A 13668-nucleotide genomic window follows, 5' to 3' on the forward strand; every position below is an offset into this window, starting at 1 on the left:
TCAACCGGGGGGTATGAGAGGCCGGAACCAATTAAATAATTGGCACTGACATTCATCGACACACTATTGAGTTCTCAAAGAACACACGCACACACTTCATCCCCGGCGCTAACCGGTTCTTCCGTGAGGCAACTGTTCCAGCCTAAACGGCATCTCCCGCAGAGTCAAGTCCGCGTGATCACCTTAGGTTTCTAACTGATGGCCAGGCGCTCTCGTACTACCTCGTTTCCCGGTCCATCCGCTCAGCGTTTCCGCTGGGCTTCTCGGCTCCGGGTCGGTGTCCGTGTCGCTCTGACTCGAACTAAGTTACGCGGCGGATAACGCAGAGTCAAATCCACCGTTCGGTCCGGTGTTTCCCCAGGTCAGAGCCCCGGGCCCGGCCCGACCGGGGGCTTGAATCACATGGATGTGACTCAAGCCACCGCGATCTTCATGCACCTGCCCGCAGTACCCCGGCGAGGTTCTTCTTCCCACGCCGCAAAACCAGCCAGCGTCCGTGCAGGTAGTCGCTGTCGGCGGGGGTCCATTCCAGATCCGAGACCCGCTCGTTGTTCACCGACGCCCCGCCTTCGTTCACCGCGCGCCGGGCCGCACCGCGACTTTCGCTCAGCCCGGTGGCGACGAGCAGATCCACGATCGTGCTCGGCTCCCCCGCGCCCAGCTCGGCGACGGCGGCTTCCCGCAGCGCGGCGCCCAACGTCGGCTCGTCCAGTTCGCGCAGCTCGCCGCGCCCGAACAACGCCTGACTCGCGAACTGCACCGCGCGGGTGTTCGCCTCGCCGTGCACCAGCGTCGTCATCTCGGCCGCCAGCCTGCGCTGCGCTTCCCGCGCGTGCGGCCGTTCGGCGGTGGCCTGCTCGAGTTCGTCCAGTTCTTCCCGCGAGAGGAAGGTGAACCACCGCAGGTTCCGGATCACGTCGGCGTCGGCCGTATTCACGAAGTACTGGTACCAGGCGTACGGGCTGGTCATCTCCGGATCGAGCCACAGGCTGCCGCCGCCGGTCGACTTGCCGAACTTCTTGCCGTCGGCCGAGGTCACCAGCGGAACGGTGAGCGCGTGCACCGAGGCGCCGTCGACCCGCCGGTTCAGCTCGACGCCCGCGATGATGTTGCCCCACTGATCGGAGCCGCCGACCTGCAACGTGCAGTCGTACTGCCGCCGCAGCTGCAAGTAGTCGTTGGCCTGCAGCAGCATGTAGCTGAACTCGGTGTAGGAGATGCCCTCGCCGTCGAGGCGCCGTTTGATGGTGTCGCGGGCCAGCATCACGTTCACCGAGAAGTGCTTGCCGATATCGCGCAGGAAGTCGACGGTGGACAGCTGCCCGGTCCAGTCCATGTTGTTCGCGATCACCGCGCCGGTCGTCGGATCGTCCAGGTCGACGAAGCGTTCCAGCTGCGAACGGATGCGTCCGGCCCACTCCTCGACGGTGTCGGTGGAGTTCATGGTGCGCTCGCCGACGTCACGCGGATCGCCGATGAGACCGGTGGCGCCGCCGGCCAGCACGATCGGCCGGTTGCCCGCGCGCTGGAACCGCTTCAGCGCGAGCAGTGGCACCAGGTGTCCGGCGTGCAGGCTGGGCCCGGTGGGATCGAAACCGGCATAGACGGTCAACCGTCCCGCGTCCAGGGCCGCGCGCAGCGCGTCCAGGTCGGTGGATTGCGCGATCAGTCCGCGCCAGGTCAATTCGTCGATGATGTCGCCGCTCACGGTGTCCCATCTTTCCGCACGGGTAGTTGGTGGCTGGAGTGCACCTCAGTGTGTCGGTGTTATCCGGCGCAGGTCGAGCGAATTACGTGGTCTCGGCGAAGCCGCGGACGAGGATGTCCACGGTGGTGGCGAAGCGGGATGCGAAGTCGAGTCCCGCACCCGTGGCCAGTGATTCGGCGAGCAGCGGATAGGCGGCCGGGTCTGCCTCGGCCTGGCCGGTGGCGTCCTGCTCGTGGCCGGGTGTGGTGCCCGCTTCGGCGAGGGTGTGCCCGATGACGAAGGTCATCACGGCATTGACGATGTCCATCGCTCGCCCGAGCGGCACGCCCTGATCACACATCACCGCCAGACCCGATTCCAGAATCCGATAGGCGCCGGGTGAGTTGACCGGCCTGGTCGCGAGGATGCCCAGCGTCGCGGGATGAGCGAGCAGCGTCGCACGGAATCCGTGTGCCATCGCAGTCACCGCTTCGGGCCACGGTCGGTCCCCGTCCGGCAGCAACTCCGATTGTTCGAGCAGACGCTCGACCATGCCGTCCAGCAGCGCGGCCTTGCTCGGCACGTAGTGATAGAGACTCATGCCGTCCACGCCCATCGCCGCGCCGAGTTTGCGGGTCGACAGGGCGGTGAGTCCGTGTTCGCCGACGAAAGCGATCGCCGCGTCCAGGATCTTCTCCCTGGTCAGCCCGGCGCGCGGGCGGGATCTCCGATCAGCCACGCAGTCATCCTCCCAGATTTCTCTTGCACTGCAAGAAAACAGCGGCTACGGTTTATCTTGCACTGCAAGATAACTGGAAAGGCCCTCGAAGATGCTGATCGCAGCCATGTCCCGCCGCCTCAACGACGATGTCGACTACGCCACCTTCCGCAAGGCGTGGCTCCCCGACGAGACCATCCCCGGCGACCCGCGCACCCGGGTGTTCAGCGCGCTGAACGTCGAGGACCCCCGCGAGCTGTTCACCCTCGCCCTCATCGAGCACGCCGAGGCCGCCGATATCCCGGCCTGGATGGAGCGCCTCACGCCGATCGAGGAACGCCGCCACGAACGCATCAAGCACCTGGTGGGCGAACCGACCTTGAACGCCGTGTACCAGGTGGTCGCGGAAGACGATCTCTCCCAGCCGATTACCGAGTGAGCCTGCCCCGCAACGCAGCGTGACGTTCGACGGACCGAAGTCCGCCGAGCGTCCGCGTTATCGAATTGTTCAGCGGGACAGCATTTCCCGCACCGCAACGATGCTGTCGCGCCGCTCGTAGGCGATCCAGGCGAAGAGGACGGCCAGCACCAGCGGGAAGGGCGCGAGCTGGGGCGCGTCCAACAGGAAGGCCTGGGTGGCGGCGGCGAGCACCGTGGTGATCGACAGGCCGGCGGCGGCCAGGCCGCTCAGCCGCGGCACCAGCAGGCCGATGCCGCCGGAAACTTCGACGATGCCGGTGAAGTAGCGGAACCAGTCGCCCCAGCCGATGTCCTTGAAGGCCTGCACGGCGTCTTCCTGGCCGAACAACTTCGGCAGGCCCGAGGCGATGATGAAGAAGAGGCCGAGCACGATCTGCAGAGTCCACAGGGCCACGTTCAGCTTCTTGCCGGGGCGGGCGTCGGGGGTGGAGGCGGAGGCGGGGATGGCGGTCATGATGTCGTTCCTTTAGGTCGGTCGCGCCGGGTGTTAGCGCGTTCACCTGATAGGACGTGGCCCCTCGAAAAAACTCATCGGCCGCCGCGAAAAAACTTTCAGGACACCTCGGCGCGCGGTGCCCTGGGGCTGCGTCGGTAGGTGGAGACCGCAGGAGAGGACGGCAACCAGAACCGCCACGGCAGGTCCGCCGCAGTGCTCACGCCGACGCGCGGACCGCTGGCGATCTGCTTCGCGGCGATGGGACGACCGAGTTCCAGCCGAATCGACGAGGACGGTTCGAACAGCGCAGTTCCGTAGTCGCTCAACGTGATTCCCAGCGCGCTGCCGAGATTGCCCGGCCCCCTTGCCAAATCGGCCTCGGTCCGCGCGGTGCGGCGGCGCGCGCGGGCCTCGTCCAGCCCGGCCACCACCTCACCGGATCTGATCAGCGCGGCGCTGGCGATCCCGTCGGGTCCGCTCGTCACGTTGATGCAGGTGTGCATGCCGTAGCTGAGATACACGTACAGCACCCCGGCCGGGCCGAACATCACCATGTTGCGCTTGGTCCGCCCGCGCCCGGAATGTGACGCGGTATCCGGCCACGGCCCGGCGGGATCTCCCCCATACGCCTCGACCTCGACGATCCGCACGCCGACCGCGCCGGACCAGAGGGTGGCTCCCAGCAGTCGGCGGGCGGCGACGGGCGGTTCGACGGCTAGCTCATCGGCACACACAGCCGCCATTGTCCAAGACGGCGACTACGGCAGCCGCACCAGCCACTCTGCGACGCCCTTGTGTCCGGAGCAGGTGCCGCTGCGGTGCTGACTCTGGCTGTAGGTGCCGTCTTTGCACAGTGCGGTCGCCCCCGACGGCGGGGTCGCGGCCTGTTGCGGACGCGGCACGCACCGGTTGTCGACGTTCTCGTACTGGCTCGCCGGGCATGCGGTGTGCAGCGCCGGTGTCGCCGCCGCGGGCGCGGAGACCAGCGCGGCGATACCGGCGACGGCCGCGAACAGCCCGAGCAGAGATTTCATTCTCATTGCGAAAGTCCTTGCGACAGAATGGCATTCGGCGAGACGATGCGTATTTCTCGCCGGTCGCAACAACCTACCGCGCGCCGGAGGTGCCCCGGTATCAGTCGTACGACCTACACATACGAGCTGTGCTGGCCGCTGCGCAAGGTGATCAGATCGTCGATGATGACGGCCGCGTAGCCCACCGCGACGAGTGCGGCCAGCTGCCCCCATGACACCCACACCACCCCGATCGGCGTGGTGGCCGCGACCGCGGCGGCGGCGATCAGCCGACTCCACGCGCGCGGCAGCCCCAGCGCGCGGCGGAAGAAGAACTGGCCGAGGAAATACACCGCGACACCGCCGGACAACGCGGCCGCGGTCGCGACGGAGGCGGGCTCGTTGCCGTGCGCGATGCTCATCTGAATGCCCGCAGCCGTCACAATGATGCCGATGAGCAGGACGTACAGCGAATATCCGTAGGCGAGCACCGCGGGCCGGGAGCGTTCGCGATCCGGCACCGCCGCGAGCGCGTGCTCGCCGCGCTCGTCGTCCATGCCGAAGTACGCCCACCACAGCACGTAGGCCAGGCACAGGCCCAGCGCCACGGTCGCGATGAGCGGCACCGTGATCTTCTCCTCCGCCAGCCCGACGCCGATGGCGACGATCGACTCACCGATCGCGACGATGATCACCAGCCCGTGCCGCTCACAGAAATGACTGGCCCGGATCCGGAAGTCGCCCGTATCGACCAGATACGGGCTCAGCACCTGCACCGCGAGCGCCGCACCCCACAGCGCGTATTGCGGCCAGCCGTGCGCGAATCCGCCGGCCAGCACCAACCCGGCGGCAAGGGTATTGAGCGGCGCGATCCGCTTGATCGCGAGGACGGCGGACTCGCCGCCGTTGCTATAGAACAGCGCCGTGTGCACCGCAGTGATCACGAAGTAGCCGACACCGAAGGCCACGCCGGTGCCGTGGAAGGCGTCCGGAATGGCCAGCGACACCACGAAGAAACCGAACATGCCGATCAGCAGCCAGGTGCGCCGGGCCGAACTGCTCGGCGCCACCTCGTTGGTGAGGAAGACGAATCCGCTGTACATCCACCAGATCACGCCGAACAGCAGCGCCACCTGACCCAGTGCCTGCCAGCCGGGGTGGTGCGAGAAGACATGGGTGAGCTGGGTGATGGTGAAGACGAAGACAAGATCGAAGAAAAGTTCCAGCGTCGACGCTCGTAGCTGGCCGCCGTCGCTGGACGACGCGGTGTTCTGGTTGTTCACGGCAGGAGCCTAAAACGCCAGGACACTCCGCGCCCGGTCAGGTCTGGCCGGGCGCGTCGTCTCATCCGAGGGTGTCGGGGCTCAGGTACAGGCCCTTCAACTTTCCGGGATTCACTTGAAACCGCAGGTTCTGGATGCGACCGTCGACGATGTCGTAGGTGAACGCGCCACCCGGATTTCCGCCCATGCAGGCCAGCGTGCCGAGTTCGCCGTTGATGTAGGCGGATTCGAGTTCGAAGCCCGCGGACACCGGTTTGGCGAACACGCCGAGCAGCCAGCGGGCCACGTGGTCCGGGCCGTGCAGCGGGCGGCGGGCGGCCGTGACCACGCCGCCGCCGTCGTTCCACAGGGTGACGTCGGGGGCGAGCAGATCCATCAGCGCGTTGAGGTCGCCGCCCGAGCAGGCGGCCATGAACTGGGCGGTGATGTGGTCGCGTTCGGCCTTGTCGGTGTCGAAGCGGGGGCGGCGGGCTTGCACGTGGGTGCGGGCGCGGTGCGCGATCTGGCGGATGGTCGGTTCGGGGCGGTCGAGGGTGTCGGCGATCTCGGCGTGGGTGTAGCCGAAGACCTCGCGCAACAGGAAGACGGCGCGTTCGATCGGGCTCAGGGTTTCCAGGATCACCAGCATCGCGGTGGAGACGGTGTCGGCCAATTCGGTCTCCTCGGCGATGTTCGGGGTGGTGAGCAGGGGTTCGGGCAGCCAAGGGCCGACGTAGTTTTCGCGGGTTGCCCGGGCGGAGGTGAGCCGATTCAGGGAGAGGTTGGTGACGGTGCGGACCAGGTAGGACTTCGGGTGCCGCACCGTCGCCTGATCGGTGTCGTGCCATTTGAGCCAGGTGTCCTGGAGGATGTCCTCGGCGTCGGTGACGGTGCCCAGCATCCGGTACGCGGTGGCGAACAGCAGCCGCCGGTGTTCGAGGAAGGGATCCTGCCGGGGTGTCACGTCGATCATCCGGTCATGCTCCCAAATCCGTTTTCGACTGAACATCGCAGGTCAGAGCGGGGCGGCCGGCCTTCAGTTTGATCGGGACGTTCATCCGACGGCTGAACCGGAAGACCGGGACCGGGCTGGCGCTGACCGACTCCTTATAGGCGGCGGCTACGCGACCGGTCAGGTAGAACCGGCCCGGTGTGTCGTCCGACTTGGTGAATTGGACGACGCCGTCGCGGCGGCCGAGGCTGACCGGCTGGTGGAAGTAGCCGAAGCGGAAGGGGCGCAACGTCTTTCCGCGTAGGCGCCGGGCGATCGTGTCGGCGGTGTACGCGGCGGTCGGCATGCCGCTCTGGCAGGTGCCGTGGATCTGGCCCCACGGCATGCGGACGGCGGCCGCGTCGCCGATCGCGTGGATGTTCGGGTGCGAGAGCGAGCGCAGGGTCTCGTCGACCACGATCAGCCCGCGGGCGTCGGTCTCGATGCCCGCCTGCGTGGCCAGCGGCGCGACGCGCACGCCGGCGGTCCAGAGGGTGACATCGGTGGGAACCAGTGTGCCGTCGGCCAATTCGACCGCGTCGGGCAGGACCTTGGTGACGGCCCGGCCGGTTTCGCGGGTGACGCCGAGGCGGTCCAGCGTGCGGCGCAGGTAGGCGCGCGCCTTGTCGCCCATCATGGCGCCGGGTTCGCTGTTGCTGATCAGGGTGACGCGCAAACCTGGGTGCCCCTCGGCGATTTCGGCCGCGGCCTCGATACCGGTCAAGCCGCCGCCGCAGACCGCGACCGTACCGCCTTGCACCGCAAGGGCATTCAGTTGTCCGGCGAAAAGGTGCGCGGCGTGTGGGTCGTTGAGGGTCCAGGCGTGGTCGGCGGCGCCGGGGACGAGGGTGGTGTCGGTGCTGCTGCCGAGGGCGTAGACGAGTTCGTCGTAGGGCAGGGTCACCGCGTCGTCGACGACTACCCGCTGGGCGGCCGGATCGATGGAAGTGGCCCAGCCCTGGACGAATTCGACGCCGGTGCCGGTCAGGATGTCGGCGATGCGGTGGTCGGCCAGTTCCTGGCCCGCGGCGATCTGGTGCATGCGCAGGCGTTCGGTGAATCGCGGCGATGGGTTGACCAGCGTGATCCGGACGTTCAGTTTGCGGGTACGCCGGGCCAGCCGCACGGCGGTCAGCAGGCCGGTGTACCCGGCGCCGAGGATGACGATCCGATGGTCGGTGTTCATGGCGTTGCTCCGATGGTCCGGTCACCGAGGTTGGTGACGACCATGGGACAAACAGCCCTGGGCTGACGTGACAGTACGGCGTTGTGATCCGGGTCACCTGGCCTGATCGGCCCTCTTCCCACGCCCTCGAGTTGACGACGCGCGCATGGGGATCGCAGTGCTCAGCCGGAACACCCGCAACGCCGATGCGGGCAGACACGCCGAGGTCAACCATCCCACTCTTGCCCCTGCGGCATACCCGCGCTAAATTCATCACACAGTGAATTCAACACTCGATGAATTGAGGCGACCATGTCGCAAAACACCTCATCAACTGCGGTCGAGGTGCAGAACCTGACCGTGCGACGCGGCGGGCGCGAGGTCCTGCACGACGTGTCGCTGACGATTCCGCGCGGTTCGATCACCGGATTGCTCGGCCCGTCCGGCTGCGGCAAGACGACGCTGATGCGCAGCATCGTCGGCACCCAGATCGTGGAGTCCGGGGAGATCTCGGCGCTGGGCCGGCCAGCGGGGTCGGCGGAGTTGCGGCGGCGGGTCGGTTACGTCACGCAGGCGCCGAGCATCTACTCCGACATCAGCGTGCACGAGAACGTCGCGTACTTCGCCGCGCTCTACGGTCGCGAGCGCGGCGCCACCGACGACGCGATCAACGCGGTCGGCCTCACCGAACACGCATTCCAGCGCGGTGACCAGCTCTCCGGCGGGCAGAAGACCCGCGCCTCCTTGGCCTGCGCGTTGGTCGCCCAGCCGGAGCTGTTGATCCTCGACGAACCGACGGTTGGACTGGATCCCGTGCTGCGCGTGGATCTTTGGCAGCAGTTCCGCGAATTGGCGTCGAACGGCACCACTTTGGTGGTGTCCAGCCATGTGATGGACGAGGCCGAGCACTGTGACCGGCTGCTGCTGATGCGCGACGGCCATCTGCTCGCCCAGCTGAGCCCCGACGAATTGCGCGCCGAAACCGGCGAGCAGAACCTCGAACGGGCCTTCCTCACCCTCATCACGACCGCGCATGCGGCATGATCACCCACGCGCACAACGAATTCCAGGCAGGAAACATGACCACCATCGTCGAGTCCGCACCGCGGCGGACTCTCACCCTTCGCCCCTATGTCGCGACGACCACCCGCATCCTGCGCCAACTGCGCAACGATCACCGCACCGTCGCGATGATCCTGGTGGTGCCCGCGCTGCTGATGACGTTGCTGTACTTCATCTATCGGGACACCCCGACCAATCCGTTCAACCCGGTGTCGCTGTTCGACCGGGTCGGCATCAGCATGCTCGGCATCCTGCCGTTCATCGTGATGTTCCTGATCACCGCCATCGCCATGCAGCGCGAACGCACCTCCGGCACGCTGGAGCGACTGCTCACCACGCCGTTGGCGAAACTCGATCTGCTCGGCGGTTATGGCACGGCGTTCTCGCTGGCCGCGGCGGCGCAGGCGGTGGTGGCGTGTCTGGTGTCGTTCGGGCTGCTCGGCCTCGACTCGGCGGGTAACCCCGGCTGGGTGGTGCTGATCGCGGTGGTCGACGCGGTCTGCGGTGTCGCCCTGGGTCTGCTGGCAAGTGCCTTCGCGCGCACCGAGTTCCAGGCGGTGCAGTTCATGCCGGTGGTGGTGGCGCCGCAGATCTTCCTGTGCGGCTTGCTCGTTCCGCGCGGGGAGCTGCCGGGTTGGCTGGAGGCGATCAGCAATGTGCTGCCGTTGAGTTACGCCGTCGATGCGCTGCAACAGGTTTCGACGCATCCGAACGCCACCGGGGCGATGTGGCGTGACCTCGCGGTGGTTGCCGGGTTCGCGGTGGTCGCCTTGTGCCTCGGTGCGGCGACACTAAGGCGGCGCACTCCGTGACGGCGAACGGATCCGATACCGGAGATCGCCCCCGCTCCGGGCGTAGGCCGGGACAGTCCGGGGCGCGCGAGGCGATCCTGGCGGCGGCACGAACGCGATTCTCGGAGGTTGGTTTCGACAAGACGTCCATCCGGGCGGTGGCCTCGGACGCGGGTGTCGATCCCGCGTTGGTGCACCACTACTTCGGCACCAAGCAGCAGTTGTTCGGCGCGGTCGTGCAACTGCCGGTGAATCCCGAAGACACCCTCTCGGCCGTCGATGCCGCTCCCCTCGACCGGCTCGGCGAAACCATCCTGCGCGCAGTCCTCGGCGTCTGGGACTCCCCCGCCGGCCCCGGCATCGTCGCAATGGTCCGCAGCATCATCGGCGGCGGCGACAACTCCCTGGCCCGCGCCTTCATCCTGGAGGTCGTCATGGAACGAGTCCGCCTGCGCATCGCCACCCCCGAAGACGACGGCCGCCTACGAGTAGCCCTCCTCGGCTCCCAAATGATCGGCCTACTGATGGCCCGCAAGGTAATCGGCATCGAACCCATGGCGTCGGCCGAGGCCGACAAGCTCGTAACCGCGATAGCCCCCACCCTCCAGCGCTACCTGACCGGCGAAATCGACACGGCCCCAAGCTAACCCAACTGAGCAGACGCTGAGCATCGCGCACGGCACCGAACGAGATAAGGGCGCGCCACAGGCTGAGTGCGGCCGCCCTCGTGTCCCGGTCGAGAACCTCAGGGCGGACCGCTGCAGCGGGCGGGACATGGTGGCGGCAGATGGCGCGTCGACCTCGCCGTCATGTCCTACTCGGCAGCCTGGCCGCTTCGGTGGCTGCGGCGCAGGTCAAGCAGCGCGGGGCCGGGGTGGGTCAGGCTTCTACTGGTTGTTCGATGAAGTCGGTGTGTTCTGCGTCGGTGACGTCGCGGGCCTCGTCGATGAGCAGCACGGGGATGCCGTTGTCGATGGGGTAGGCGCGGCGCAGGCGCGGGTTGTAGAGGACGGTGCCCTCGGTCGCGCGGACCAGCAGTAGCGGGCCCTTGTCCTGGGGGCAGGCCAGCAGGCTCAGCAGCGTGGCGTCCAAGGTGTGCTCCGGCATGAGCAAAACCTACCCGACGGCGCCGTCGGCCTCGACCGGCGGTCGGCGCCGGAACGAGATGTGGCGGTGGCCGAAGTAGCTGGCGACGGCGACCAGCGCCATCACCACGACCGCGGCGGGTTTGTCGGGGAAGTGCCAGACCGAGACGGCGAGCTCGAGCAGCGCCATATTCAACAGCAGCCCACCGGAATTCACCGCGACGAACCGCAGGAAGTCGCGCAGCAGATGCCCGCGCACCCGGAACACCAGCGTGCGATGCAACACGAACGCGATGACAATGCTGACGGCATAAGACGCGGCCACCGCCACCGACGGCGGCACGTTGTCCCCGAGCACCGCCAGCCACACAACGGTCAGCCCGATCCCCAACGCGGTGTTGAACCCACCGACCGCCGCGAACGCAACCTCCTGCCGCTGCACAAGCCGCAGCAGCGGACCGGGTTTCGCCTGCTCGGCAGGGCCGATATCACCCGTCGGATCGAACGGCTCCGCCAGCGGCCTCGGCAAACCGGCATCTCGCAGGCCCGATTCGTCGACCTCGGTCAGCGAATGAGCGCCACCGGTCACCGTCGGCACAACCCCGTCAACGCCCGCAGACGCCGTACTTCGCTCACCGTTGAAATCCATCAGACGCCCACCTCCAGTCGCGCCAGGCACTCTATCGCCCTATTGGTCCAGCCGGTCGACCGGACTCGCTGTGGGAGTCAGTGCTTCGCGTCGACCAGGTCGGGCTGCGGTGTGGGTTCGGGGGTGTCGGTGGGGGTCGGTGGATCCAGGTCGTCGTCGCGGCGGCGACTTCGCAGGAACGCCCATTGCAGGACGCCGACGCCGAGTAACCCGAGCAGCACCGACGCGCCGCCGATCTTCCAGCCGGGTGGGCGCCAGCTCAATTCCAGGTCGCCGTTTTTGGCGCCTGCGGGGATGTCTACCGCGACAAAGGTTTTCGCGACGACCCTGATCGGGAGGTCGTGGCCGTTGAGGGTGGCTCGGTAGCCGGGCCAGCCGAGGCGGGCGAAGACGACCTGGCCGCCGTTGTCGGAGTTCACTCGGACGCGGCTGGTCAGGTCGGATTCGGCGACGGAGGTTGCGGTGACGCCGGTGGTGGTGGCGACGCGGCCGTTGCGGGTGGAGATCAGTCCGCCGACTCGTTCCAGCACGGAGATCTGCTGTTCGTGGCCGGGGTAGTCGACCCATTTCCAGCCGTCGGGTGCGGGTTGGGTGCGGGCGTCGGGGTACATCGAGCGCTGCAGTACCACTCGGTCGACCTTCATCAGGTCGACGATGGTGCGTCCGGTGGTCGGTTCGACCTCGAACGCCCGCCGGAACGCGTCGGGGCACACGCTGGTGTCCCATCGCATGCAGAGCATCTCGCCGAACCAGAAGTGTCCGTTCGGCGTGTATCCGCTGACGTAGGTCTGCTCGAGATCCTTGGCGTAGTTGCCGAAGACGAGCGACCCGTAGGCGCCCTTCAGGTTCTTCTCGGCGGGCGGGATGGGCCCGCGGTCGGCGAGTTGCAGTGTGGTGCCGGTGAAGCCGGGGAACGCGGCCTTCATCTCCGACCGGTTCGTCGGCAGGTTCCAGCTCATCGGCGTCGGCTGTGCGCCACGCACCTGCACGTAGGCGATGGGGAACACCGCGACGAGCGTCAGCACGCAGGCCGCGACCATCCCCCTGGTCCGCCCGAGCCACACCACCGCGGCACCGAGCGCGGCCACCGAAAGTGCCGCCAGCACATGCCAACCCAGCTGATGCGGCGCCGCCGAGAACGAGCGCACGAACAGCAGCCCGATCAGCACACCGCCTGCGATCCCGCGCCGCCGCCACCCGTCGAAGGTGGCGAAGCGACCGAGCAGCACACACACCAGCACCAGCAGCCCGAGCGCCACCATCGGCAGCACCCGCGCGGGCCAACGCAGCGGACCGATGGTGCCCGGCCCGGCGGTCCACATCAGCCCCATGATCGCGACGAGCGCGATCGCGGTGAATTCGCGCCAGTTCTCCCGCGCCTTACCCCAATCGATGAACGCCAGCGCCGGAATCAGGAACCACGCGATGTAGACGACCGGCATCGGCTGCACATAGCCCCACCAGGAGCTGTACGCGGGCAACGTGCTCGGCAGGCTCGCGTTGAGCGATTCCGACCACGGCACGGTGAGGAACTGGTCGTTGTTGATCTGCGCGGTGCCGCGCCAGGTCACCTTCGCCGACAGGATGCTCGGCAGATAGGTGGCGAGCCCGGCCAGCGCCGCGCACGCCGACACCGCGAGCAACCGCAACGACGGCATCCACTTGCGTTGGTAGACAACCTCACCCACGGCCACCGCGCCGATCATCAGACCGGCTTCGACCGCCGGAAAGATGTACTGCACCGAGATCGCCAGATACAGGAAGATAAATGCCGGGATCGGCCCGCTGCGACCGCGCGCATAACGAACACCGGACGCCCACGCGTGCACCAACCACGCGGTGCCGACAAAGGCGGTGTACCAGCTGGCCTCGTCGAAGAACAGCAGCCAGCCGGTGAACGGAATCGCGATACCGGCAACCGAAGCCCACGGCGCGCTGGCCCCGTACTCCAGGCACACCCGGTACACGCCGAGCCCGAGCACGATCGCGAAGATCAGCTTGACGAGGGTGGCGTAGAGGGCGACGTTGTCCACCGAGGGCGCGATCAGATCGATCAGCAGCTGCGGCGGATTCAGCAGCCCCGCCTCTTCGATGGTGTAGTTACCGGCCATCCAGTGTTCGGGGATCATCGCCGGGAACTGCCCGTCCCGCAGGCGATTCCCGAGCATCACCCACAGCGGGGCGTACTGCGACTCGGTGTCGTCGGTATAGAAATGCCGGATGTTGGCCAGCAGGACGGCACCGTAGCCGGCCACCACGCCGAGCGCGGTTATGAGGCCCCATTTGTACACGTCCCGCCGGGCGAGGGCGCTGCTTTCCACCACGAGTT

Annotated in this window: 15 protein-coding genes; 4 read left to right on the forward strand and 11 right to left on the reverse strand. The window is 67.3% G+C overall.

Features of this window, described 5'->3' with window-relative positions:
* Positions 1–430: 430 nt before the first annotated feature.
* Both tyrS and ACIBK2_RS36140 read right to left on the reverse strand, forming a co-directional pair.
* Positions 431–1708, reverse strand: a complete 1278-nt coding sequence (tyrS, locus tag ACIBK2_RS36135) for a tyrosine--tRNA ligase (protein WP_396974157.1) — start codon at positions 1706–1708, stop codon at positions 431–433.
* Between the two features lie 82 nt (positions 1709–1790).
* Complete coding sequence (locus ACIBK2_RS36140; protein ID WP_396974159.1) at positions 1791–2426, reverse strand: TetR/AcrR family transcriptional regulator C-terminal domain-containing protein; 636 nt, start codon at positions 2424–2426, stop codon at positions 1791–1793.
* A gap of 91 nt (positions 2427–2517) precedes the next feature.
* Between ACIBK2_RS36140 and ACIBK2_RS36145 the strand changes: the two genes are divergently transcribed.
* Entirely contained in the window at positions 2518–2844 is a 327-nt protein-coding gene (locus ACIBK2_RS36145; RefSeq protein WP_396974161.1) for a hypothetical protein, read from the forward strand.
* A 69-nt stretch (positions 2845–2913) separates the two neighbouring features.
* Here ACIBK2_RS36145 and ACIBK2_RS36150 read toward each other — a convergent pair whose 3' ends face one another.
* The 6 genes from ACIBK2_RS36150 to ACIBK2_RS36175 all read right to left on the reverse strand — a co-directional run bounded on the left by ACIBK2_RS36150 (position 2914) and on the right by ACIBK2_RS36175 (position 7773).
* Positions 2914–3339 (reverse strand): DoxX family protein, encoded by a 426-nt coding sequence (locus ACIBK2_RS36150; protein WP_396974163.1) that lies wholly within the window; start codon positions 3337–3339, stop codon positions 2914–2916.
* A gap of 98 nt (positions 3340–3437) precedes the next feature.
* A complete protein-coding gene (locus tag ACIBK2_RS36155; protein ID WP_396974165.1) occupies positions 3438–4064 on the reverse strand; it encodes a DNA-3-methyladenine glycosylase in 627 nt (208 codons plus the stop codon).
* Positions 4065–4079: 15 nt separating this feature from the next.
* Entirely contained in the window at positions 4080–4361 is a 282-nt protein-coding gene (locus ACIBK2_RS36160) for a DUF3761 domain-containing protein (protein ID WP_396974166.1), read from the reverse strand.
* 107 nt (positions 4362–4468) lie between these two features.
* Positions 4469–5617, reverse strand: a complete 1149-nt coding sequence (locus ACIBK2_RS36165; RefSeq protein WP_396974168.1) for a low temperature requirement protein A — start codon at positions 5615–5617, stop codon at positions 4469–4471.
* Positions 5618–5678: 61 nt separating this feature from the next.
* A complete protein-coding gene (locus ACIBK2_RS36170; protein WP_396974169.1) occupies positions 5679–6569 on the reverse strand; it encodes an RNA polymerase sigma-70 factor in 891 nt (296 codons plus the stop codon).
* A gap of 4 nt (positions 6570–6573) precedes the next feature.
* Entirely contained in the window at positions 6574–7773 is a 1200-nt protein-coding gene (locus tag ACIBK2_RS36175; RefSeq protein WP_396974170.1) for an NAD(P)/FAD-dependent oxidoreductase, read from the reverse strand.
* 291 nt (positions 7774–8064) lie between these two features.
* On the opposite strand from ACIBK2_RS36175, the gene ACIBK2_RS36180 reads away from it, so the two are divergent.
* From ACIBK2_RS36180 to ACIBK2_RS36190, 3 genes are read left to right on the forward strand one after another with little or no spacing between them, the layout of a single operon-like run.
* Positions 8065–8796, forward strand: coding sequence for an ABC transporter ATP-binding protein (locus ACIBK2_RS36180; RefSeq protein WP_396974172.1), 732 nt, complete (start codon positions 8065–8067; stop codon positions 8794–8796).
* Positions 8797–8831: 35 nt separating this feature from the next.
* Positions 8832–9626 (forward strand): ABC transporter permease, encoded by a 795-nt coding sequence (locus ACIBK2_RS36185; protein ID WP_396974173.1) that lies wholly within the window; start codon positions 8832–8834, stop codon positions 9624–9626.
* Positions 9623–10252: a TetR family transcriptional regulator gene (locus ACIBK2_RS36190; protein ID WP_396974175.1), complete on the forward strand. Its 630-nt coding sequence runs from the start codon at positions 9623–9625 to the stop codon at positions 10250–10252. The genes ACIBK2_RS36185 and ACIBK2_RS36190 overlap by 4 nt, the downstream gene beginning before the upstream one ends.
* 232 nt (positions 10253–10484) lie before the next feature.
* On the opposite strand, the gene ACIBK2_RS36195 is transcribed toward ACIBK2_RS36190, so the two are convergent.
* The 3 genes from ACIBK2_RS36195 to ACIBK2_RS36205 form a co-directional block, all read right to left on the reverse strand.
* Positions 10485–10712, reverse strand: a complete 228-nt coding sequence (locus tag ACIBK2_RS36195; RefSeq protein ID WP_379288813.1) for a Trm112 family protein — start codon at positions 10710–10712, stop codon at positions 10485–10487.
* Positions 10713–10721: 9 nt separating this feature from the next.
* The gene (locus ACIBK2_RS36200; protein WP_396974177.1) at positions 10722–11339 is read right to left on the reverse strand and encodes a GtrA family protein; all 618 of its coding nucleotides are present in this window, start codon (positions 11337–11339) and stop codon (positions 10722–10724) included.
* A 77-nt stretch (positions 11340–11416) separates the two neighbouring features.
* Complete coding sequence (locus ACIBK2_RS36205) at positions 11417–13660, reverse strand: hypothetical protein (RefSeq protein ID WP_396974575.1); 2244 nt, start codon at positions 13658–13660, stop codon at positions 11417–11419.
* Positions 13661–13668 lie beyond the last annotated feature (8 nt).

This window comes from Nocardia sp. NPDC050175 (assembly GCF_044459885.1).
Classification (GTDB): Bacteria; Actinomycetota; Actinomycetes; order Mycobacteriales; family Mycobacteriaceae; genus Nocardia.